At 74.7% G+C, this 21,600-nt stretch carries 17 protein-coding genes; 12 read left to right on the plus strand and 5 right to left on the minus strand.

Features of this window, described 5'->3' with window-relative positions; all coding sequences use genetic code 11:
* Positions 1 to 25: 25 nt before the first annotated feature.
* A complete protein-coding gene (locus tag ACZ466_RS36665) occupies positions 26 to 1,096 on the minus strand; it encodes an oxamate carbamoyltransferase subunit AllH family protein (RefSeq protein WP_464041826.1) in 1,071 nt (356 codons plus the stop codon).
* A 486-nt stretch (positions 1,097 to 1,582) separates the two neighbouring features.
* On the opposite strand from ACZ466_RS36665, the gene ACZ466_RS36670 reads away from it, so the two are divergent.
* The 5 genes from ACZ466_RS36670 to cutA all read left to right on the plus strand — a co-directional run bounded on the left by ACZ466_RS36670 (position 1,583) and on the right by cutA (position 8,787).
* A complete protein-coding gene (locus ACZ466_RS36670; protein ID WP_378286214.1) occupies positions 1,583 to 3,385 on the plus strand; it encodes a PucR family transcriptional regulator in 1,803 nt (600 codons plus the stop codon).
* Positions 3,386 to 3,555: 170 nt separating this feature from the next.
* Positions 3,556 to 5,013 (plus strand): uracil-xanthine permease family protein, encoded by a 1,458-nt coding sequence (locus ACZ466_RS36675; RefSeq protein WP_378286215.1) that lies wholly within the window; start codon positions 3,556 to 3,558, stop codon positions 5,011 to 5,013.
* Positions 5,010 to 5,882 carry an FAD binding domain-containing protein gene (locus ACZ466_RS36680; protein WP_378286216.1) on the plus strand — a complete coding sequence of 291 codons (873 nt, stop codon included), beginning with the start codon at positions 5,010 to 5,012 and terminating at the stop codon, positions 5,880 to 5,882. Before ACZ466_RS36675 ends, ACZ466_RS36680 begins: the two co-directional genes overlap by 4 nt.
* Positions 5,882 to 6,364 carry a (2Fe-2S)-binding protein gene (locus ACZ466_RS36685; RefSeq protein ID WP_378286217.1) on the plus strand — a complete coding sequence of 161 codons (483 nt, stop codon included), beginning with the start codon at positions 5,882 to 5,884 and terminating at the stop codon, positions 6,362 to 6,364. The genes ACZ466_RS36680 and ACZ466_RS36685 overlap by 1 nt, the downstream gene beginning before the upstream one ends.
* On the plus strand, positions 6,364 to 8,787 hold the full coding sequence (cutA, locus tag ACZ466_RS36690) for an aerobic carbon-monoxide dehydrogenase large subunit (protein WP_378286218.1): 2,424 nt from the start codon (positions 6,364 to 6,366) through the stop codon (positions 8,785 to 8,787). Before ACZ466_RS36685 ends, cutA begins: the two co-directional genes overlap by 1 nt.
* A gap of 34 nt (positions 8,788 to 8,821) precedes the next feature.
* Here the strand turns inward: cutA and ACZ466_RS36695 are convergent, their stop codons facing one another.
* On the minus strand, positions 8,822 to 10,282 hold the full coding sequence (locus ACZ466_RS36695) for a DHA2 family efflux MFS transporter permease subunit (RefSeq protein ID WP_378286219.1): 1,461 nt from the start codon (positions 10,280 to 10,282) through the stop codon (positions 8,822 to 8,824).
* A 128-nt stretch (positions 10,283 to 10,410) separates the two neighbouring features.
* Between ACZ466_RS36695 and ACZ466_RS36700 the strand changes: the two genes are divergently transcribed.
* Entirely contained in the window at positions 10,411 to 11,079 is a 669-nt protein-coding gene (locus ACZ466_RS36700) for a TetR/AcrR family transcriptional regulator (RefSeq protein WP_378286220.1), read from the plus strand.
* A gap of 6 nt (positions 11,080 to 11,085) precedes the next feature.
* Here ACZ466_RS36700 and ACZ466_RS36705 read toward each other — a convergent pair whose 3' ends face one another.
* Positions 11,086 to 11,940 (minus strand): polysaccharide deacetylase family protein, encoded by an 855-nt coding sequence (locus ACZ466_RS36705; protein ID WP_378286221.1) that lies wholly within the window; start codon positions 11,938 to 11,940, stop codon positions 11,086 to 11,088.
* Positions 11,941 to 12,204: 264 nt separating this feature from the next.
* On the opposite strand from ACZ466_RS36705, the gene ACZ466_RS36710 reads away from it, so the two are divergent.
* Entirely contained in the window at positions 12,205 to 12,885 is a 681-nt protein-coding gene (locus ACZ466_RS36710; RefSeq protein WP_378286222.1) for an SRPBCC family protein, read from the plus strand.
* On the plus strand, positions 12,882 to 13,778 hold the full coding sequence (locus ACZ466_RS36715) for a carbon-nitrogen hydrolase family protein (RefSeq protein ID WP_378286223.1): 897 nt from the start codon (positions 12,882 to 12,884) through the stop codon (positions 13,776 to 13,778). The genes ACZ466_RS36710 and ACZ466_RS36715 overlap by 4 nt, the downstream gene beginning before the upstream one ends.
* A gap of 14 nt (positions 13,779 to 13,792) precedes the next feature.
* On the opposite strand, the gene ACZ466_RS36720 is transcribed toward ACZ466_RS36715, so the two are convergent.
* Positions 13,793 to 14,167 (minus strand): FKBP-type peptidyl-prolyl cis-trans isomerase, encoded by a 375-nt coding sequence (locus ACZ466_RS36720; RefSeq protein ID WP_378286224.1) that lies wholly within the window; start codon positions 14,165 to 14,167, stop codon positions 13,793 to 13,795.
* A 145-nt stretch (positions 14,168 to 14,312) separates the two neighbouring features.
* Between ACZ466_RS36720 and ACZ466_RS36725 the strand changes: the two genes are divergently transcribed.
* Positions 14,313 to 16,358 (plus strand): hydantoinase/oxoprolinase family protein, encoded by a 2,046-nt coding sequence (locus tag ACZ466_RS36725; RefSeq protein WP_378286225.1) that lies wholly within the window; start codon positions 14,313 to 14,315, stop codon positions 16,356 to 16,358.
* Positions 16,355 to 18,172 (plus strand): hydantoinase B/oxoprolinase family protein, encoded by a 1,818-nt coding sequence (locus ACZ466_RS36730; protein ID WP_378286226.1) that lies wholly within the window; start codon positions 16,355 to 16,357, stop codon positions 18,170 to 18,172. The genes ACZ466_RS36725 and ACZ466_RS36730 overlap by 4 nt, the downstream gene beginning before the upstream one ends.
* Positions 18,173 to 18,175: 3 nt before the next feature.
* On the opposite strand, the gene ACZ466_RS36735 is transcribed toward ACZ466_RS36730, so the two are convergent.
* Positions 18,176 to 18,754, minus strand: a complete 579-nt coding sequence (locus ACZ466_RS36735) for a uridine kinase family protein (RefSeq protein ID WP_378286227.1) — start codon at positions 18,752 to 18,754, stop codon at positions 18,176 to 18,178.
* Between the two features lie 111 nt (positions 18,755 to 18,865).
* On the opposite strand from ACZ466_RS36735, the gene ACZ466_RS36740 reads away from it, so the two are divergent.
* Both ACZ466_RS36740 and ACZ466_RS36745 read left to right on the plus strand, forming a co-directional pair.
* Positions 18,866 to 20,269: an acyl-CoA synthetase gene (locus ACZ466_RS36740; RefSeq protein WP_378286280.1), complete on the plus strand. Its 1,404-nt coding sequence runs from the start codon at positions 18,866 to 18,868 to the stop codon at positions 20,267 to 20,269.
* Between the two features lie 21 nt (positions 20,270 to 20,290).
* Entirely contained in the window at positions 20,291 to 21,595 is a 1,305-nt protein-coding gene (locus ACZ466_RS36745) for a WD40 repeat domain-containing protein (protein WP_378286228.1), read from the plus strand.
* The last annotated feature ends 5 nt before the right edge of the window (positions 21,596 to 21,600 follow it).

Raw genomic sequence — 21,600 nt, forward strand, 5'->3', positions numbered from 1 at the left:
GGGGACCCGCCCGCCGACTCGTCGTTCACGCCGACACCTTCTGCGCGCCCCGGCGGCCCGCCCCGCTCCGGGCGGCCTCGCCCCGGACGGCCTCGCCCCGGGCGCCGGCGATGCCCGGCCGGAAGGCGGCCAGCGCCAGCGCGGCACGGCAGCCGGCCAGCACGCCGGTCGCCAGGTCGGCGCCGGAGGTGTGCCCGGCCGCCAGCAGCCGCCGCACCGCGGGCGCGGCGGGCTCGTGCCCGGCGACCGCGCGCAGCACGGCGGCGACCTCGGCCCCGGCCGCGCCGGACGCCGCGCAGTGCAGCAGCGACGCCGCCAGCGCGGTGGTACGGGTGCACGCGTCCGCCGTGACGGCCGCGCCCAGCCAGTCGGCCATCCACACGGCCCGTGAGCCGTGCCCGCGGCCGACCTCGCGGGCGGCGGCACGGGCGGCGCCGCGGGGGCCGCCCGGCCCCAGCGCGCCGCCGACCAGGCGCAGCGACACCAGCAGCCCGGACAGGATGTCGTCCCCGCTGGGCGTCAGCCCCGGGCCCAGGCCCACGATCCGCTCGGCGGCCTCCACCGTGCCGGCCAGGTCGCCGGCGGCGCAGCGCTCGGCCAGCCGCAGCGGGTCGGGGTGGCCCGCCAGGCCGCCTACGGCCGATTCGCCCGCCTCCCGCAGCGCCGACTCCAGGGCCCGCACGCCGCGCGCGAGCGCCGCGGGCGTGACCGTGCCGAGCGCGGGGGCCGGGTCCCACCAGCGCCGGACCTTCACGTCGAGTCCCTCGGCCTCCACCCGGCCGTCGCCGGTCCAGGCCTCGCCGCCCTCCCGGACGGTCCGGAACGGCCGCTCCCGGCAGGTCGCCACCACCACGACCGCGTTCGGCAGCCGCACCGCGTCGGAGCTGACCACCGCCACCACCCGCGGCTCGGGACCGCCGCGGGTCTCCAGGTAGACCGCCGACGGGAAGGCGGCGATCACCCGGGCCGGGCGGCGCGGCGCGTCCAGCACCGGGCGCAGCGCCAGGCTGGCCGCGCCGGCGGCGGGCGGCCGCCGCCCGGGCCGGGGCGCCGGCGGCAGGGGATCGCGCATCGGGTCGCGCACGAGGGCAGTCACGTGGTCCTCCCGAGGCCGGGCCGGCGGGTCTCACCGGCGGGTCCGGGCCTCTCTAGCTGGGACGGTACGGCCGGGCGCGGGAGGGGACGTATGGAGAAAGCTGCCAAGACTGGTTGTCATCGTTCGTCTTTGTTGTCAGTGTTGATCAGGAAGCGGTAGCGATCACGCCCTGGCGGGCGATGTAAGCACCAAAGAGCGAGGTGACCGTTCCCGTGAGCCAGCGTCCATGAGCGCCTCACCCGGACCCCTCGCCCCGCGGCGTGCGCGGGGCGGGCCGCCCGGCGGACCGCCGGGCGCGCCGCGGGCCCCTCGCTCCAGATCGGCAGTGACGGCGACCGGTGCCGCACCCGGCCGCGCGTGCCACCCCGCGCCGGCCCGGCACGGCACGGCCCGGGCCGAGCGGGGAGGGCCCCACCAGGGCCCGGCCCGCGCACCTCGGCGGACGAAGAACTCGCCGCCGGAGCCGACCCAGTTGGGAGTCATCTGATGTCAATCCCCGTGGACCCGGGCCCGCCGGCCCTGCGGCTCGCGAGCACCGGCACCCTGACCTACGGGCTGCCGGTCGGCGAGGTCCTGGGGGTCTCCACCCTCAAGGGCGCGCGGCTGATCGCGGGCCGTTCCGGGCTGGGCCGGGTCGTCCAGCGGCTCAACGTGATGGAGGTCCCCGACATCCTGGCGTGGGTCAAGCCGAACGAGCTGCTGCTGACCACCGGCTACCCGCTGCGCAACACGCCGCAGTCCCTGGACAACCTGGTGGCGGACCTGGACGAGCGCGGCCTGGCCGCGCTGGCGATCAAGCTGGGCCGCTACCTGGACTCGCTGCCCGCCGAGATGATCGAGCAGGCCGACCGGCGCGGCTTCCCGCTGATCCTGCTGGCCGACGACGTCGGCTTCGACGACATCCTCAACCAGGTGCTCACCGACATCCTCAACCGGCAGGCGGCCGTGCTGGCCCGCACCGAGGAGGTGCACCGGGCGCTGGTGCAGATCGTGCTGGGCGGCGGCGGGCTCCAGGAGGTCGTGGACGAGGTCGCGGTGCTGCTGGAGGTGGCCGTGGTGGCGCTGGACGGCGAGCACCGGGTGCTGGCCGCCGCCGGGCCGGACGAGCACGTCCAGGCGGTGCGGGCGCTGGGCCGGAGCCTGCCGCAGGAGAGCGCGCCGCCGGCCGGGGGGCGGCCGTCAGCGGCCGTCGAGGGCGACCATCTGGTGGTGCCCGTGGTGGCCGGCGGGTTCGACCACGGCAAGATCGTCGCCTACAGCCCGAGCGGTGCGCTGCGCGAGACGGACCTGACCATCCTGGAGCGCGCCGCCACGGTCGCCGCGCTGGTGGTGACCAAGCAGCAGGCGGTCGCGGCGGTCGAGAGCAAGTACCGCGCCGACTTCCTGCGCGACATCCTGGCCGGCCGGGCCGGGGACGACGACCGGGTGGTGGCGCACTGCGCCGGGTTCGGCTGGAACCTGGACCGCCCGGTGACGGTGCTGGTCGCCGAGCTGGACGGGCGTCCGCGGGGCGCCGATCCCGACCGTCCGCGCGGCGAGTCCGGCGGCGCCCGCGGCGAGGGCGGCGGGCGCGGCGAGGCGGGCGGGCGCGGTGAGGCCGGGCGGGGCGAGACCGGGCGGGGCGAGGCCGCCGGGCGCGGCGCCGAGGAGCGCACCGCGCAGGAGCGGCTCGCCGCGGCCTGGGCGACGGCGGTGCGGCGGCACGACCGGGGCGCCGCGGTCGCCAGTTTCGCGCACGAGGTCGTCGCGGTCGTGGGGGTCGAGGGCGACGACGCGGCAGCCGTCACCAGTGGACCGGTCCAGGCGATGGTGAAGGAGGCCACCGCGGTGCTCGCCGAGCACCGCCGCACCTTCTCCACCGGGATCAGCCGCACCGTCTCCTCGCCCGCCTGCCTGCCCGAGGCCTACGAGCAGGCCGTCAAGGCGGTGCGGGTCGGCCGCCAGCTGCACGGCGCCGGCGCCCGCGCGCACTTCGACCAGCTGGGCGTCTACCGGCTGCTCAGCCTGGTGTCGGACGCGGCGGAGCTGCACGCCTTCGTCCGCGAGACGCTCGGCGAGCTGGCCGCCGACGACGAGCCGGAGCTGGTCGACCTGCGCCGCACCCTGCAGGTGCTGCTGGAGACCAACCTCAACGTCGCCGAGACGGCCCGCCGGCTGCACTTCCACTACAACACCCTGCGGTACCGGATCGGGAAGCTGGAGCGGATGCTCGGCCCGTTCACCGAGGACGCGCACCTGCGGCTCAACCTGACCCTGGCCCTGCACGTCCTCCGGATGCGCGGCATCTGAGCCGTTCCGCCGCGCACCCGGAGGCCATGCGTCGGGACGGCCGCCGGGGGAAGCCCCACAGGGTGCCGTCTGCCAAGCCGGGAGCGGTGCTTTGGCAGATGTCGCCGATGCCTGCTCACCAGGGTCGTTCTAGGTTGCGCGCAAGGCAGGCACCCCGAGGGAGGGCGCGGATGGCCACAGGGTGGAAACCGACCGGCTGGAAGGTGCACGGGGACGGCAGGACGCCCCCGCCCGGCGAGGTCGTGGCCCCGGACGAGCGGCTGTCGTGGCCGCGCACCGCGGGCATCGGCGCCCAGCACGTCATCGCCATGTTCGGCGCCACGTTCGTGTTCCCGCTGGTCATGGGGCTGGACCCCAACCTCGCGGTGATGATGTCGGGCGTCGCCACGATCCTGTTCCTGCTGATCGTGCAGGGGAAGGTGCCCAGCTACCTGGGCACCAGCGCCTCGTTCGTGGGCGGGGTGTTCGCGATCCGGGCCGGGGTCGACAGCGCGCAGACCGACGCCTGGGTGACCGGGGCGATCCTGGTCGCCGGCGCGGTGCTGGCGCTGTGCGGCGTGATCATCCACGTGCTCGGCCCGCGGATCATCCACCAGGTGTTCCCGCCCGTGGTGACGGGCGCGGTGGTGATGCTGATCGGGTTCGGGCTGGCGTTCGTGGTGGCCGACACCTACTGGCCGCAGGACGGGTGGGTCGCGCTGATCACCATGGTGTTCGTGTTCCTGGCCATGGTGGTGTTCCGCGGGTTCCTCGGCCGGATCGCGGTCCTGCTCGGGCTGGTCTTCGGGTTCGCGCTGTCGTGGGTGCTGGACCTGGCCGCCGGGCCGATCACCTCCGTGCTGCCGGGGCAGAACCTGCGGGACGCGGCCGGGCAGGCGTGCCGGCCGGAGGGCGTCTACTGCGTGGCGACCGCGTTCCCGCACGACCGGGTGAGCTTCTCGGCGGTCGGGGACGCCGCCTGGTTCGGGCTGCCGCAGATGCACGCGCCCGACTTCAAGATGTCGGCGATCCTGCTGGTGCTGCCCGCCGTGATCGCGCTGATCGCGGAGAACACCGGGCACGTCAAGGCGGTCGGCGAGATGACCCGCACCGACCTGGACCCGCTGATCGGCCGGACGATCTTCGCCGACGGTGTCGGGACCGTGGTCACCAGCTCGGTGGGCGGCTCGCCCACCACCACCTACGCCGAGAACATCGGCGTGATGGCCGCCACCCGGATCTACTCCACCGCCGCGTACTACATCGCGGCGCTGATCGCGATCCTGTTCGGGCTGTGCCCCAAGTTCGGCGCGCTGGTCGCGGCCACCCCGGGCGGCGTGCTGGGCGGCGTCACGGTGATCCTGTACGGGATGATCGGCCTGCTCGGCGCCAAGATCTGGATCGAGAACCGGGTGGACTTCGCCGACCCGGTCAACATGGTCCCGGCCGGTGCGGGCATCATCCTGGCGATCGGCCCCGTCGTGCAGCAGATCACCGACGACTTCAAGCTGGAGGGAATCGCGCTGGGCACCATCGTCGTGCTGGTGGGATACCACCTGCTCCGCCAGATCTCCAACCGGCTCTCGGGGCCGGCTCCCGCGGTGGCCTCGCCGCCGGCGGCCGGGACGGGAGGCGACGCCGGGCCGTGAAGCCGCCGCCGTTCGAGTACCGCGCCCCGCGCACGACGGAGGAGGCCCTGCACGCCCTGGCCCAGGGGGAGGCCAAGGTGCTGGCGGGCGGGCAGAGCCTCATCCCGCTGCTCAACATGCGCCTGGCCGCCCCCGCCCGCCTGGTCGACATCAACGGCCTGGCCGAGCTGGACACCGTGCGCGCCACCGCCGAGGGCGTGCGGGTCGGGGCGCTGGCCCGGCACGCCCGGGTCGAGCGCGACGCCGCGGCGGCCGAGGCGCAGCCGCTGCTCCGGCAGGCGCTCCGGCACGTCGCCCATCCCGTCATCCGCAACCGCGGCACGGTCGTCGGCAGCCTCGCGCACGCCGACCCGGCCGCCGAGCTGCCCGCCGTCCTGGCCGTCCTCGGCGGCACCGTGGAGGCCGTCTCGGCGCGGGGGAGCCGCACGATCCCGGCGGCCGGGTTCTTCGCCGGGCCGCTGGAGTCGTCCCTGCGGGAGGACGAGCTGGCGGTGTCGGCGTTCTTCCCGGCCGCGTCCCGGCTCACCGGCACCGCGTTCACCGAGACGGCGCGGCGGCACGGCGACTACGCGCTGGCCGGGGTCGCCGCCGTCGTCACGCTGGACGACGACCTGCGGGTGGCCGCGGCCCGCGCTGGCTACCTGAGCGTGGGCGGCACCCCGGTGGTGCTGGACCTGACCGGGCCGGCCGCGTCCGCCGTGCGCACCGGCGACTGGGCCGAGGCCGCCGCGTACGCGGCCGAGCGGCTCGACCCCGGCGGCGACGTGCACGCGAGCGCCGAGTACCGGCGGCACCTGGCCGGGGTGCTCACCGGCCGGGCCCTGCGCGCCGCCGCCGCGGACGCGCTGAGCAGGGAGGACCCGGGCTGATGGAGGAGACGTTCGAGATCGCGCTGACCGTCAACGGGGTGCACCGCACGGCGCGGGCTCCGGCGCGGCGGCTGCTGTCGGACCTGCTGCGGCACGATCTGGGCCTCACCGGCACGCACGTGGGCTGCGAGCACGGCGTGTGCGGCTGCTGCACGGTGCTGCTGGACGGCGACCCGGTGCGCTCGTGCCTGATGTTCGCCGTCACGGCCGCCGGCCACGAGATCACCACCGTGGAGGGCCTGGCCGGGCCGGACGGGGCGATGTCGCCGGTCCAGCGGGCCTTCCGGGAGTGCCACGGGCTCCAGTGCGGCTTCTGCACGCCGGGCTTCCTCTGCACGGTCACCGCGCTGCTCCGCGAGACGCCGCGGCCGACCGACGAGGAGGTCGTCGAGGGCATCTCGGGCAACCTGTGCCGCTGCACCGGCTACCAGAACATCGTCAAGGCCGTGCACCGCGCCGCCGAGCTGCTGGAGGAGTCCTGATGGGGTTCGGCGAGCCGGTGGAGCGGCGGGAGGACCCGCGGCTGCTCACGGGCCAGGGGCGGTTCCTGGACGATCTCGGCCACCGCGCCCTCGCGGCGGCGTTCGTGCGCTCGCCGCACGCGCACGCCCGCGTGGTCGACATCGACGTGTCCGGGGCGCTGGACGTGGACGGCCTCGTCGCCGTCTACACCTGGGAGGACCTTCCCGGGCGAGTGGGCGAGCCGCTGCCGCTGCTCATCCCGCACCCCGCCCTCACCCACGGCCGGACGGGCCATCCGCTCGCGCGCGAGGTCGTCCGGCACGTGGGCGAGCCCGTCGTCATGGTGGTCGCCCAGGACCGCTACCTGGCCGAGGACGCCGCCGAGCGGATCCGCGTCGAGTACGAGCCGCTGCCCGTCGTCGTCGGCATCGAGGCCGCGGAACGGGCCGAGCACCTCGTGCACGACGACGTCCCGGGCAACGTGGGCGCCGTCCTGCACCAGGAGGTGGGGGACGTGGACGCGGCCATCGAGGCGGCCCCGCACGTCCTGGAGTTCCGGCTCGACATCGAGCGCAGCGCGTCGATGCCGCTGGAGGGCCGCGGGGTCTACGCGCGCTGGGACCCCGACGACGAGTCGCTGCGCGTCTACTCCTCCACCCAGGCGTCCACCAGCGTGCGCGCCGCCGTCGCCGCCAAGCTCGGACTGGCCCCGGCGAAGGTCGAGGTGATCGCGCCCGACGTCGGCGGCGGCTTCGGCGTCAAGATCGTCCACCCGTGGCCGGAGGAGATCCTGGTCCCGTGGGCGGCCCGGCTGCTGGGCCGTGAGGTCAAGTGGACCGAGGACCGGCGCGAGCACTTCGTGGCGGCGGCGCACGAGCGCGGCCAGGTGCAGCGGGTCCGGGTCGGGTTCGACGACGCGGGCCGGGTGCTGGGCATGGACGTGCGGATCCTGCACGACCACGGCGCCTACACCCCGTACGGGATCATCATCCCGATCATCTCGTCCACGCAGCTGCTCGGCCCGTACAAGCTGGGCGCCTACCGGGCCGAGGTGCTCAGCCTCTACACCAACACCCTCATCGTCACCCCGTACCGCGGCGCGGGCCGCCCGCAGGGCGTGTTCTGCATGGAGCGGACGATGGACCGCATCGCCGGCCATCTGGGCCGCGACCGCGCGGAGGTGCGGGAGGCCAACCTCATCCAGCCCGACGAGTTCCCCTACGACCAGGGCCTGACGTTCCAGGACGGCCGCCCGCTGATCTACGACTCGGGCGACTACCCGGAGCTGCTGCGCAAGGTCAGGGAGCTGATCGGCTGGGACGGCTTCGCGCGCGAGCGCGCCGAGGCGGAGGCGGCGGGCCGCCGGATCGGGATCGGGCTCGGCTGCTACGTCGAGGGCACCGGCGTCGGCCCGTACGAGGGCGGCCACGTGGAGATCGACTCCGGCGGGCGGGTGCACGTCTCGACCGGGCTGACCTCGCAGGGGCAGAGCCACCAGACCGTGTTCGCGCAGATCGCCGCCGCCGAGCTGGGCGTGCCGATCGACGACGTGCGGGTCACCACCGGCGACACCCGCCGGTTCGGGTACGCGGTCGGCACCTTCGCCTCCCGCGCCGCCGTGATGAGCGGCAACGCGATCGCGCTGGCCTGCCGCAAGGTGCGGGAGAAGGCGCTGCGGATCGCCGGGGAGGCGCTGGAGGCCGACCCGGAGGACCTGGAGATCACCGACGGGGTGGTGCACGTCCGCGGCGACCGGTCGGCGGCCGTCCCGCTGCGCACGGTGGCGGTGCTGTCCAACCCGCTGCGGTACGCCTTCGACGAGGAGGCGCGGCGCGCCACCCAGTTCGCCACGGCCGCGCCGCCGGACCGGCCGCCGGTGCCGCGCGGCGAGGAGCCCGGCCTGGAGGGGCGCGACTACTACTCGCCCGTCCGGTCGACGTTCGCGGCCGGGGCGCACGCGGCGATCGTCGAGACCGACCCGGAGACCGCCGAGATCCGCATCCTGCGGTACGCGGTCGTGCACGACTGCGGGCGGCTCATCAACCCGATGGTCGTGGAGGGGCAGATCCACGGGGGAGTGGCGCAGGGCGTCGCGGGCGCGCTGTACGAGCGGATGGCCTACGACGAGTCCGGCCAGCTGCTGAACGCCTCGTTCATGGACTTCCTGATGCCGTACGCGACGGAGATCCCCCGGATCGAGACCGGGCACCTGGAGACGCCCTCGCCGCTCAACCCGCTCGGCATCAAGGGCGCGGGCGAGGCGGGCGTCATCCCGGTGTCGGCCGTGATCGCCTCGGCGGTCGAGGACGCCGAGGGGATCCGCGTCGCCGCGATGCCGATGGGGCCCGACGAACTGTTCCGGCTGCGGCTGCGCGCCCGCGACGACGTGGCGCTGCGCACGGAGGAGGGGCGGAGGAGGGCCTCCCAAACTGCCGCTCGTTGACAGGAGGCCCTCCGGAGCCAACCACACAGCAAATTCAGCGTGAAGTCGTGGAGGCGCGCCGTACCGGACCTGGAACATCACCGGAGGCGGGTGCGGGACGGCCGGGCAGCAGCGAGCCCGCGGCGAGGATCGCGGCGGTCGCCCCGGCCCCGAACCAGAAGACGCCGCGCACGCCGTCCAGTACCTCCCCGGGCCCGGCGGCCTGCAGGATGAGCGTCACGACCGCGATGCCGACCGACGCGCCGAGCTGGTTGAGCATGTAGAGCACCGAGCTGCCCTGCGGCACCAGCGGCGGCGGCAGGGTGCGGTACATCGACCCCATCGTGGGCGCGCCGACGAAGCCGAGGCCCAGCCCCAGCACCAGCGAGGCGACCGCCGGCCACGCCTCGCCCGTACCCGCCCCGACCCGGGTGAGGGCGAGCGCGGCGAGCAGGGCCGCGACCGCGCCGCCGAGGGCCAGGCCCCGCGAGCCGATGCGGTCGCTGAGCCGCCCGGCCAGCGGCATCGCCACGGCCGAGCCCGCCCCGAACGGGGCCAGCAGCAGCCCGGCCGCCAGCACGCCGTGCCCGTGCGCCTGCTGGTAGTACAGCGGCAGCGCGAACAGGGCCGCGTACGTGGCCAGCCCGACCAGCGTCATGGTCGCCACGCTCGCCGAGAAACCCACGCTGGTGAACAGCCGCAGGTCGATCAGCGGGGGCCGGCTCCGGTCGCGGCGCGGGCGCGACGCGTGCAGCCCGTACCAGCCGAGCAGCGCGGCGCCGGCCGCGAGCGGCGCCAGCACCGGCCAGACGGCGAACGCGTCCCGTTCCGCCGACTGCGTCATCGCCAGCACCAGCACGCCGAAACCCGGGCCGAGCAGCGCCAGGCCGAGCACGTCCAGACGCGGGCCCTCCGCCCCGCCGTCGCCGTTGCCCGGCGCGTCGGCGGGCAGCACGCGCAGGGCCAGCAGCACGGCGACCAGGCCCAGCGGCACGTTCAGCAGGAACATCCACCGCCAGTCGAGCCCGGACAGGATCAGCCCGCCCGCGACCGGACCGAGCACCGGCCCGAGCGACAGGACCACGCCCATCAGGCCCATCACGCGTCCCGCGCGGGCGGGGCCGGCGGCGCGCGCCAGCAGCACCAGGACCAGCGGGTCGAGGATCCCGGTGCCCAGCCCCTGGACGATCCGGAAGGCGATCAGCGGCCCGGTGTCCCAGGCCAGGCCGGACCCCAGCGAGCCGGCCAGGAACAGCCCCAGCCCGGCCAGCCACAGCCGCCTGCCGCCGTACCGGTCGACCGCCCAGGTGGTGAACGGGATCGCGGCGGTGACCGCCAGCAGGAAGCCGGTGGACACCCAGCCGATCGTGCTCAGCGGGGCGGAGAACTCGGCGGCCAGGGTGCCGGTGGCGACGGCGGCCATCGTGCTGTTGAGGATGCCGAGCATCCCGCCGAGCAGGATCACGCCGATCAGCCGCAGCAGCGCCGGATCGAGGGCGTCGCGTCCGCGGGTCATGGATGGACCTCCCAAAATGAACTCATGGGTTCAAAGTAATGGGCTCTCCTGACCATGCACAACCACCGGAACCACTTCACTGAACCCGTGGGTTCAAACCGGCGCCGCGCGACGGTACGATGCGGGGCGTGGCAGCTGCGAGAACCCCGTCCGCGACGAGGCAGGCGACCCCCTCACGCGGTCGTATCGACAAGCGCGAGGCGATCCTGGACGCCGCGTTCACCGTGTTCGCCCGGCAGGGCTACGCCCAGGCCTGCGTGAAGGAGATCGCGAAGGAGGCGGGGGTCGCCAAGCCGACCGTCTACAACCACCTCAGCGACAAGGCCACGCTGTTCCGCGAGGCGATGGCGGCCGCCTCCGAGCGGGTGCTGGCCGAGCACCTGGCCGCCGTCGAGGACCTCGCCGCCCGTCCCGACGACGCGGAGGACCTGCGCGCGCTGCTGGAGGACGTGGGCGGGCGGATGCTGCGCGTCCACTGCGACGGACGGGCCCGGGCGCTGCGGCGGCTGACCCAGGTCGAGGCCGCCTGGTGCCCCGAGCTGCTCGACATGGGGCGCGGCCACGGGGCCGACCGCCTCACCGAGGCCGTCGCCGACCGGCTGGCCCGGCTCTCCCTGGCCGGACGGCTGCGCCCGCTCGACCCGGTCGTGGCCGCCGAGCAGTTCCTCGCCCTGCTCACCGGCCCGGTGGACGCGCGCACCCGCATGGGCGCCCGGCCGGCCTCCGCCGGCGAACTCGACGCGGTGACCGCGGCCGCCGCCGACACCTTCCTGCGCGCCTTCGCCCCACCGGCGTGACGGGCCTTACGGCACGCCCGCGGTCTGCCCGGGAGCGGGCTGGTCGGGGGCGTTGCCGCCCAGCGACTTGGGCAGGTAGTTCTCCACCGCCGCGGGACGGAAGCCCTGCTGGCGGATCCAGCCCAGGATCATCTTGAACTGCTCGGCCAGCCCCTTGCGGTAGTGCATCAGGACGATGTCGCCCGGACGGAAGTTCTTGCCGGAGCCGTCGCCGCGCGCGAAGCCGTTGAAGCCGACGCCCGGTCCGGAGGTGCCGTTGTAGAACTCCGCCGACCACATCAGGATCGACTTGATCCCGCACTCCTTGGCCATCTTGCGGGTGCTCTCGTTCATGCTCCCGAACGGCGGCCGGAAGATCTGCGGGCGCCGCCCGTACTGCTTGGCGATGGTGTCGGAGGCGTCGCAGATCTCCTTCTTCTGCTTCTCCGGCGGCTGCATCGCCATGTTGAGGTGCTGCACCGTGTGGTTCTCCATCTGGGACCCGGCGTTGCGCAGCGCCCAGAAGTACTGCCCCTGCCCCTTCACGTACTGGGAGGTCAGGAACGTCATGATCGGCACGCGCTCCTTGCGCACCAGGTCGACGAACTCGGGATCGTACTCGTAGCCGTCGTCGATGGTCAGGAAGACCACCTTGTCCTGCGTGCCGATGCTGCGGATCACCGGCGGCAGGCCGTCCGGCGCGGGCTTGGGCGGCGTCCACGACCCCGGCTTGGGCTTGGCCCACTGCTGGTCCGCCAGCGCGCCGGTGAGCTGCGTCCGCACCGAGGGGCCCTCGTCACCGGACGTCGACCCGCGCACGGTCGGCCAGGCGCCCGCCCCGACGCCGATCACGCCTGCCGCCACCGTGGCGACCACGGGCATCTTCCCTAGCATCAGCCGCGCTCTCCGTCCGCCGCGGGCCCGCTCCGGGCCCGGTCCGATTCAGGGCCGTCGCTTCGGTTGACGCGCGAAGCCCCGGGAGGGTTCGCGTCCGCCGAGCGATGATCTCCAGGGGACATTCTGGATGATCTCCAGGGGACATTCTGTACGTCCCCGGACCGAACGGGGTGTATCTGACCAACCTTCGGCGTGTGCTCGGCACAAGTTGCCGTACGGAGCCCGCCGCGGGTTCTCTAAGGTCGGGACATGAAGGTCACCGGTAGCGCCACCATCGCGGCTCCCCTCCCGCGGGTGTGGGACGCGTTGCAGGACCCGGCGGTGCTGGCCCGGACGATCCCTGGCTGCCATTCCCTGGAGGCCACCGGACGGGACGCGTACAGGATGACGGTCACCGCCGGGGTCGCGTCCGTCAAGGGCACCTACGTCGGCAGCGTCGAGCTCGCCGACCCCGACCCGCCGCGCTCGTTCGTGCTGCGCGCCAGGGGCCAGGGCGCGCCGGGGACGGTCGACGCCACGGTCCTGGTGCGGCTGTCGGCGGGCGAGGACGGCACCCGCGTCGACTACGACGCGGACGCGGTCGTCGGCGGCATGATCGGCGGGGTCGGGCAGCGGATGCTCGGCTCGGTGGCGAAGAAGACGGCGGGGGAGTTCTTCGCGGCGGTCGAGCGGTCCCTGGGCGTCGCGGTACCGGCCGGCGCGGAGGAGGCCGAGGTCGTCCCGATGCCCGCCGCGCGGACGCAGGCGGCTCAGGAGGCCCCTCCGGCACTTGAACCCGCGCGGCCCGGGGCGGTCTACATGGGCGGGGCGGCCGCGGCGGCCCCCGGCTCCGGCGCGACGCTGGCCGCGTTCGGTGCGGGCGGCGCGGTGGCACTGGCGGGCGTCGTCATCGGGTATGTCCTGGGACGTCGCACCAGGAGGCACCCATGAGAGCGTTCACCGCCGCCGCCGTACAGATCGCCCCGGCTCCCGGGCCGCTCACGCGCGACTCCGTCCGGGCGAACATCGACAAGGCCACGACCTGGACGCGGCGCTGCGTCGAGCAGACCGGCGCCGAACTGGTCGTGCTGCCCGAGACCTGCACCACCGGGTTCGTCCCCGGCCTTCCCGCGGAGGGGCTGTGGGAGGTGGTCTCGCAGATCCCCGGGCCGGTGACCGAGCCGTTCCAGGAGACGGCGCGCGAGCTGGGCGTCCACCTGTGCCTGGGCACCTACGAGCGCGGCCCCGACCCGGCGACCGTCTACAACTCGGCCGTCCTGATCGGGCCGGACGGCTCGGTGCTCGGCGTCTACCGCAAGACGCACCCGTTCCGCGTCGAGGACTCCCGGCACGGCGGCTGGGCCACCGCCGGCACGGAGGTCTGCGTCGTCCCCACCGACCTCGGCCGCATCGGCATGGCGATCTGCTTCGACGGGGACTTCCCCGAGCTGTGGCGGATCCAGGCGGTGCGCGGCGCCGAGCTGGTCTGCCGCCCGTCGGCGCTGCTGCGCTCGGCCGACATCTGGGAGCTGACCTGCCGGGCCCGCGCCTACGACGAGCACGTGTACGTGGTCGGCGCCAACGCGGTGGGCGCCGATCCGGGGGGCACGCTCTACTTCGGCAACTCGATGATCGTGTCGCCGGTGGCCGAGGTGGTGGCGCGGGCGGCCACCCACGAGGGCTGGGCCGCGGCCCGGCTCGACCCCGAGGCGGCGATGGGCTCGCTCACCCCGGGGTCGTCGGTGCGGCACGGCTTCGACCATCTCGCCGAGCGCAACCTGGCCCTGTACGAGAAGCACGCCGCCGACCTGGTCGCCCCGGCCGAGACGTCCTTCCCGCACTGAGCCGCGCGGCGGGGTCAGCCGATCGCGACCAGGTCGACGACGAAGATCAGGGTCTCGCCGGGCTTGATCGCCGGGCTGGGGCTGCGGTTGCCGTAGGCCAGGTGCGGCGGGATGACCAGCTTGCGCCGGCCGCCGACCTTCATGCCGACGATGCCCATGTCCCAGCCCTTGATGACCTGGCCGCCGCCGAGCGAGAACTCGAAGGTGCTCCCGCGGTTCCACGAGGCGTCGAACTCCTCGCCCGTGGAGAAGGACACGCCGACGTAGTGCATCTGCACCGTGTCGCCCTTGGCCGCCTCGGCGCCGTCGCCCTCGGTGATGTCGGTGATGTCGAGGTAGGCGGGCGGCTGCCCCTCGGGGAAGTCGATCTCGGGCCGTTCAAGCGCCATCGGCGGGCTCCAGCGGTCTCATCAGTGGTTTCGTGGAAAAGAACGCGCCCAGCCTAGTGCCCGACGCGACTCGCCAAAGAAGGACCCGCTGATTGGCATATTGCGACGGTTCGCGCGGGGGGCCGCGTCCGGTAGACCTCAGGGCATGGGGCGACGGCTGCGCATCGGGATCGACACGGGCGGGACGTTCACCGACGTCGTGGCGCTGGACGAGGACACCGGGGAGATCGTCACGACCAAGACGCCGTCCACCCCGGCCGATCCCGCCGAGGGCTTCCTGACCGCCGCGGCCAAGGTGCTGGAGGCGGCCGGCGGCGGAGCGGCGTCCGGGCTGTCGCACGGGACGACGGTGGCGACCAACCGGCTGCTGGAGGACCGGATCGAGGACCTGGGGTTCGTCACCACCGAGGGCTTCGAGCAGGTGCTGGAGATCGCGCGGCAGAGCGTCCCGGACGGCTACGGCAACTCCTACTTCTGGGTCAAGCCGCCGCGGATCGTCCCGGTGCACCGGGTCCGCACGGTCGGCGGCCGCCTCGACCACACCGGGGCCGAGCTGCGGCCGTTCGACGAGGAGTCGGCGGTCGCGGCGGCGCGCTGGTTCCGGGACGAGGGCATCGACGCGATCGGCGTGTGCTTCCTGCACTCCTACGCCGACCCCTCGCACGAGCTGGCGATGCGCGAGGTGCTGCGCCGCGAGCACCCGGACGCGGTCGTCTCGTTGTCGTGCGAGGTGCTGCGCGAGTACCGCGAGTACGAGCGCTCGGTGACGACCCTCGTGGACGCGGCGGTCAAACCGGTCATGTCCCGCTACCTGCGGCGGATCGCCGAGCGGGCGCCCGCGCCGCTGCACGTGATGAAGAGCAACGGCGGGGTGCTGTCGGCCGAGGAGGTGGCGCACCAGCCGATCACCACCGTCCTGTCGGGCCCGGCGGCGGGCGCGCTCGGCGCCGCCTTCGTCGCGGCCCGCACCGGGCGCGGCTCGGTGGTGACCCTGGACGGCGGCGGCACCTCCACCGACGTGGCGGTGGTCCTGGACGGCGAGCCCACGCTGACCACCGAGGGGTCCATCGGCCGCCACCCGGTCAAGATCCCGATGATCGACATCGTGACGGTGGGCGCGGGCGGCGGCTCGGTCGCCTGGGTGTCGCCGGAGGGCACGATGAAGGTCGGCCCGCGCAGCGCCGGCGCCGACCCGGGCCCGCTCTGCTACGGCCGCGGCGGCGCCGAGCCCACCGTCACCGACGCGCACGCCGTCCTCGGCCGCATCCCGCCCCACCTGCTCGGCGGCGAGATCCCCCTGAACGTGGACGCCGCCCGCGCGGGCCTGGAAGAACTCGCCGGACGGCTCGGGCTCACCCTGGAACGCGCCGCCACCGGCATCCTGGAGATCTCCGCCTGGAACCAGGCCAACGCGATCCGGCAGATCACCGTCAAGCGCGGCCTGGACGTGCGCGACTACCCCCTCGTCGCGTTCGGCGGCTCGGGCCCGCTGCTGGCCTGCCGCCTGCTGGACGTGCTCGGGCTGCCCGCCGCGGTCGTCCCGGAGAACCCGGGCAACGTGTCGGCGTTCGGGCTGCTCACGGTGGACGTCAAGAACGACTACGTGCGCACCCGCGTCATGCGCGACACCGAACTGGACCCGGGCGTCCTCGCGGACGCGTTCGCCGCCCTGGAGTCCGAGGCCGCCGCGGCCCTCGACCGCGAGGGCTTCCCGCCCGGCCGGCGCCGCTTCGCGCGCACGGCCGACCTGCGCTACTACGGCCAGGCGTTCGAGGTGCGGGTCGCCGTCCCGGACGGCCCGGCGGGCTCGGCCGGGTTCCGCGCCGAGGTCGTCCGCCGCTTCCACGACGCCCACGAGGCTTTGTACGGCTACTGCTACCGAGACGACCCGGGGCGGCACCCGGTCGAGTGGGTCAACTACCGCGTCTCGGGCATCGGCCCCATCGAGCGTCCCCGGCTGAGGGAGCGCCCGCCCGGCGACAAGGACCCGTCCCGCGCCCTGGCGTCCTCGCGCCCGGTCCACTTCGGCGAGGGCTGGACGGACACGCCCGTCTACGAACGCGCCCGCCTGGCCCCCGGCGACGTGGTCGAGGGACCCGCGATCATCCAGGAGTTCGGCTCCACCCTCCCCCTCCACCCCGGCTTCCGCGCCGAGATGGACCCCTACGGCAACCTGACGGTGACCCGATGACGGATCCGATCCTGCTGGAGATCGTCGAGGGGACGCTGGCGTCGGTCGAGCGGGAGGTGGAGACGGCGATCGCGCGGACGGCGCGGTCTCCGATGATCCGGGACGCGCACGACTTCCGGGCGGGCATCCACGACCGGCGGCTGCGGAAGCTGACGGGGCGGTCGTACTCGGCGCTGGTGCATCCGATCGCGCGGGACTTCCCGCTGGAGAGGATGCGGCCGGGGGACGTGTTCTTCCACAACGACGTGTACCTGTCCGAGGGCGGCATCGGGCATCTGCCCGATCTGTGCGTGACGGTCCCGGTCTTCCATGAGGGGGAGGTCGTGGCGTTCGTGCAGGCGTTCGGGCATCACGACGACATCGGCGGGGCGGTGCCGGGGTCGATGCCCAGTCATGCGCGCAGCGCGTTCGAGGAGGGGCTGATGGTGCCCCCGATCAAGCTGTGGGACCAGGGGGTGCCGAACGAGGCGGCGCTGCGGATCATGACGCGCAACTCGCGGATGCCCGACTCGCTGGCCGGGGACCTGGACGCGGAGTGCTCGGCGTGCCTGATGGGGGCGCGGCGGCTGGCGGAGCTGTTCGCCCGGTACGGCCGGGCGGCGGTGGAGGAGTGCTTCGACGCGATCATCGGCAAGACGACCGAGACGTTCCGCCGCGAGCTGCTCGCGAAGATCCCCGACGGCACCTACGTGTGGGAGGACTACGCCGAGCACGACGGCGTCGACCCGCCCCGGCTGCACGCGCAGCGGATCACCCTGACGGTCGACAACGCGGCCGAGGTGCCGCTGGTCATCGACTTCACCGGGACGTCCCCGCAGGCGAAGGGGCCGATCAACCACGCGGGCGACTACGCCGACGGGGTGTTCCTGAAGAAGTGGCTGGCGCCCGTGCTGCGGAACCTGGCGGACACGCCCGAGCGGGCGGCGGAGCTGGACGTCAACGAGGGCGTGGTGCCGCTGATCGAGATGCGGTTCCCGGAGAAGGGCACGCTGCTGACCCCGGTGTTCCCGGCGCCGACGAACGCGCGGACGTTCGTGATCCTGCGGCTGCTGGGCGTGCTGGCGGGGGTGCTGGCCAAGGCCACCGGGGGGCGGATGCCGGCCGACCAGGAGACCATCCGGTACACGGGCGTGTACGGCGAGGACGACCGCGGCCCGTACCTGATGCGGGAGGTGCTGGGCGGCGGGTCGGGCGGGCGGCACTACGCCGACGGCGAGGACACCATCCACGTGGTGCCCGATTCGCGGAACATCCCGGCCGAGTTCGCGGAGGCCCGCTGGCCGTTCGTGGTGGAGCGGCTCGGGCTGGCGACCGATTCGGGCGGTCCGGGGGAGTTCCGCGGCGGCCTCGGGTACGACAAGCACCTGCGGATGCTGCGGGACGCGCACTACATGTCGATCGCCGACCGGTCGATCCTGTCGTGCTGGGGGGTGAACGGGGGCCGCGCGGGGGCGCCGTTCCGCGTGGACATCGACGGCGAGGAGATGGAGGGGCTGGTCGACGACCGGCCGGTGCGGGCGGGGCAGGTGATCCGGATCCGCACGACGGGCGGCGGTGGCTGGGGCGACCCGCTGGACCGCGATCCGGCGCGGGTCGCCGCCGACGTCCGGGACGGCAAGGTGTCGGCCGAGGGGGCACGCGACGACTACGGCGTCGTCCTCAGCGGCGGTGTCCCCGACGAGGAGGCCACCCGTGCTCTGCGCGACCGGCTCCGGGAGGAGCGGGGCGAGCCGTTGTTCTTCGACCGGGGGCCGGGGTTCCCGCTGCTCAGCGGCGGGCGGACCAGCGCGGACGTCGACGACCTGGAGCGCTGAGCGTCAGCCTCCCGTGAGGACGCGGGCCTTGACGGAGGCGCCGTCCACGCGCAGGTCGGCGCGGGCGAGGGTGCCGTCGGCGGTGAAGTGGCGGTGCTCGCGGGCGGACCAGGCGTCCCAGGCGGCGGCGTACTCGGCGCCGTCGCGTTCCAGGACGCGGGCGCGGCGCAGGGCGCGCGGGGCGTCGATCCAGATCCGGTACGCGGCGGGCGACTCCCGCCAGGCGGCCCCCACGCCCTCGACGATCAGGACGGGCGCGGGCGGGATCTCCTCCTCGGGGCCGTAGGCGTCCCGGTGCCAGTCGTAGCGGCGCAGCGTGCCGGGCCGTCCGGCGGCCAGGGGCGCCAGGACGGCCTCGGTGAGGGGCGCCCACCAGGTGAGCGGGTCGGCGTCCCACGGCACCCGGAAGTCGTCGGACCGCACGAGCGGCGCCGGGGTGCCCGCGTCCTCCAGGGCGGCGGCCAGCAGCGTCGCGAAGGTGGACTTGCCCGCGCCGCTGGGCCCGTCCACGGCGGCCACCCGGACGGGCCCGCAGGACGGAGGCCGCGCGAGCAGGCGCGTGGCCAGTCCTGGATACGTCATGCTCGGCTCTGGCACGAAAGGCATACTGCCGGAGGAAACGGCGTGACCGGGCCGGGCGTTCCCGGAGAGGACAATGTCAGCGTGGCCGGACGAGGGGGACGCGTGAGGGACCTGCTGGGTGCGGACGGGCCGCGCGAGGACCAGTCGATCAGGGTGGGGGAGCGCGGGCTGGCCCGCGCCGAGCTGCTGGAGCGGGCCGCCGGGGTCGCCGCGGAGATCGCGGGCGCCGGGGCCGTCGCGGTGCACGCCACGGCGAGCGTGGAGACCGTGGTCGCGGTGGTCGGCGGGCTGCTGGCCGGGGTGCCGGTGGTGCCGCTGCCGCCCGACTCCGGGCCCGACGAGCGCGCGCACATCCTGGGCGACTCGGGTGCGGGCCTGCTGCTGGCCGCGCGCGGCGCGTACGAGCCGGTGAAGGGCGAGCCGCCGCTGGTGCCCGTCGACGAGCTGGGCCGCGGCGGCCCGGTCAAGGACGAGGCGCCCGGGGACGCGACCGCGCTGATCCTCTACACCAGCGGTACGACGGGCGCGCCCAAGGGCGTGCTCGTTTCACGCTCGGCGATCGCCGCGGGCTTGGACGCGCTGGCCGCGGCGTGGGAGTGGACGCCCGACGACGTACTCGTCCACGGGCTGCCGCTGTTCCACGTGCACGGGCTGGTGCTCGGGGTGCTCGGCGCGCTGCGCGTGGGGTCGCCCCTCGTGCACACGGGTCGTCCCAAGGCGGAGGCGTACGCGGCGGCCGCGCAGGCCGACGGCGGTTCGCTGTTCTTCGGTGTCCCGACGGTGTGGTCGCGGGTCTGCGCGGAGCCCGAGGCGGCGCGCGCGCTGCGCGGGGCCCGGTTGCTCGTCTCGGGCAGTGCCCCGCTGCCAGTCCCGGTGTTCGAACGCCTCGCCGACCTCACCGGCCACCGCCCCGTCGAGCGGTACGGGATGACCGAGACCCTGATCACGGTGAGCGCGCGCGCGGGCGGCGAACGGCGGCCCGGGTACGTGGGCCTCCCGCTGCCCGGCGTGGAGACCCGGCTGGCGGCCGAGGACGGCGGTCCCGTCCCGGCCGACGGCGAGACGCCGGGCGAGCTGCAGCTGCGCGCCCCGATGCTGTTCGGCGGCTACCTGAACCGCCCGGAGGCCACCGCCGCGTCGTTCACCGCCGACGGGTGGTTCCGGACCGGCGACATCGCCACGATCGGCCCGGACGGCTGGCACCGGATCGTCGGCCGCGCGTCCACCGATCTCATCAAGAGCGGCGGCTACCGGATCGGCGCGGGCGAGGTGGAGAACGCGCTGCTGGCCCATCCCGCCGTCCGCGAGGCCGCCGTGGTCGGCACCCCGCATCCCGACCTCGGCGAGCAGGTCACCGCCTACGTGGTCGCCGGGACGGGGGCCGACGAGCGCACGCTGATCGACTTCGTCGCCGAGCGGCTCTCGGCGCACAAGCGGCCCCGGACCGTCCACCTGGTGGAGGCCCTGCCGCGCAACGCCATGGGCAAGGTCGTCAAGACCCGCCTCGGCGGCTGAGCAGGGCTGGGGAGAGCGACGATGGACGTTCTGCCGTGCGGGCACGTGGCCTACGCGAGCACCAGCCGGATGTGCCGGCACCTGCTGGGCCCCGACGGCGACGAGGTCGACCACGTGCGGCTCCTCACCGGCCGCGGCCTGGAGTACGACATGGCCTGCGAGGACTGCGACCAGGCCGGCGGCGACCCGGAGCTGATCCAGGTGTGCGAGGGCTGCGCGGAGCGGGTCGCCGACGAGGACAACCGCAGCATGGTCGGCTGGCGCGGCGAGCCGGAGATCCTGGAGCGCCCCGAGCCCGTCGATCCGGCGCTGACCGTCACGCCGCTGCCGCGCGCCCTGCGCGACCCGCTCGACTGGGCGGCGATCGCGGGGGAGAGCGGCCCGGTGTGGCTGTTCCTCACCGAACGCAGGCGCCTGGTGCGCTTCGACGCCGCGTCCGGCGAGCACGAGGCCCTGACCAGGGTTCCGCTGCGCAGGGAGAAGGGCGAGGACAGGCAGCCGGACCGGCGCCCCCGCCTCCGCCTGCACGTGTCGCCCAGCGGCCGGTTCGCGGCGGTCGTCCACGACCGCGGCACCGGCGGGACGCTGGTCGACCTGCGTTCGGGGCAGGTGATGATGACCCTGAACGGCGGCGACCACCGGACCGAGCACGTGCCGTTCTCGCTCGCGTTCGCCGAGCACCAGGGACGGGAGGTCGTGGTCCACCGCACCGACTGGAACCGCCTCGACGTCTCCGACCCCGCCACCGGGGCCCTCCTCACCCGGCGCGAGCACCCCGAGGCCAAGGAGGGCGAGCGGTTCCCCGAGCACCACCTGGACTACTTCCACGGCGCCCTGCACGTCTCCCCGGACGGCCGCTGGATCGCCGACGACGGCTGGGTCTGGGCCCCGGTCGGCGTGCCCGCGGTGTGGGACCTGCGCCGCTGGCTGGACGGCAACCCCTGGGAGTCGGAGGACGGGCCGTCCCGGCAGCGGCTGTGCTGGCGCGACTACTCCTGGAACGAGCCCATGTGCTGGGTCTCCGACACCCTGGTGGCCCTCTCCGGCATCGGCCGGGACGACCTCTACCTGCTCGACGGCGTGCAGATCTTCGACGCCGGGACCGGGGCGGAGGTGACCCGGTTCGCCGGGCCGCGCCGCCCGCTCCTGGCCGACGACCGCCGCCTCTACTCCGCCGGCGCGGACGGGCTGGAGATCTGGGACCCCTTCACCGGGGAGCGCACCGGCGCGGTCCCCGGCTTCGTCCCCGAGCGCCACCACCCCGGCGCCGCCGAACTCGCCGCGCTGCGCGACGACGCCCTCGTCCGGTGGCGGACCCGCCCGTAGGCTGG

Source organism: Actinomadura rugatobispora, from assembly GCF_055379765.1.

Bases quoted from the DNA above. Each gene is read 5' to 3' on its own strand.
- ACZ466_RS36745 (WP_378286228.1), top strand. From the start codon at position 20,291: ATGGACGTTCTGCCGTGCGGGCACGTGGCCTACGCGAGCACCAGCCGG.
- ACZ466_RS36720 (WP_378286224.1), bottom strand. From the start codon at position 14,167: ATGGCGCTTGAACGGCCCGAGATCGACTTCCCCGAGGGGCAGCCGCCC.
- ACZ466_RS36725 (WP_378286225.1), top strand. From the start codon at position 14,313: ATGGGGCGACGGCTGCGCATCGGGATCGACACGGGCGGGACGTTCACC.
- ACZ466_RS36735 (WP_378286227.1), bottom strand. From the start codon at position 18,754: ATGACGTATCCAGGACTGGCCACGCGCCTGCTCGCGCGGCCTCCGTCC.
- ACZ466_RS36715 (WP_378286223.1), top strand. From the start codon at position 12,882: ATGAGAGCGTTCACCGCCGCCGCCGTACAGATCGCCCCGGCTCCCGGG.
- ACZ466_RS36685 (WP_378286217.1), top strand. From the start codon at position 5,882: ATGGAGGAGACGTTCGAGATCGCGCTGACCGTCAACGGGGTGCACCGC.
- ACZ466_RS36675 (WP_378286215.1), top strand. From the start codon at position 3,556: ATGGCCACAGGGTGGAAACCGACCGGCTGGAAGGTGCACGGGGACGGC.
- ACZ466_RS36670 (WP_378286214.1), top strand. From the start codon at position 1,583: ATGTCAATCCCCGTGGACCCGGGCCCGCCGGCCCTGCGGCTCGCGAGC.
- ACZ466_RS36710 (WP_378286222.1), top strand. From the start codon at position 12,205: ATGAAGGTCACCGGTAGCGCCACCATCGCGGCTCCCCTCCCGCGGGTG.
- cutA (WP_378286218.1), top strand. From the start codon at position 6,364: ATGGGGTTCGGCGAGCCGGTGGAGCGGCGGGAGGACCCGCGGCTGCTC.
- ACZ466_RS36730 (WP_378286226.1), top strand. From the start codon at position 16,355: ATGACGGATCCGATCCTGCTGGAGATCGTCGAGGGGACGCTGGCGTCG.
- ACZ466_RS36705 (WP_378286221.1), bottom strand. From the start codon at position 11,940: ATGCCCGTGGTCGCCACGGTGGCGGCAGGCGTGATCGGCGTCGGGGCG.
- ACZ466_RS36695 (WP_378286219.1), bottom strand. From the start codon at position 10,282: ATGACCCGCGGACGCGACGCCCTCGATCCGGCGCTGCTGCGGCTGATC.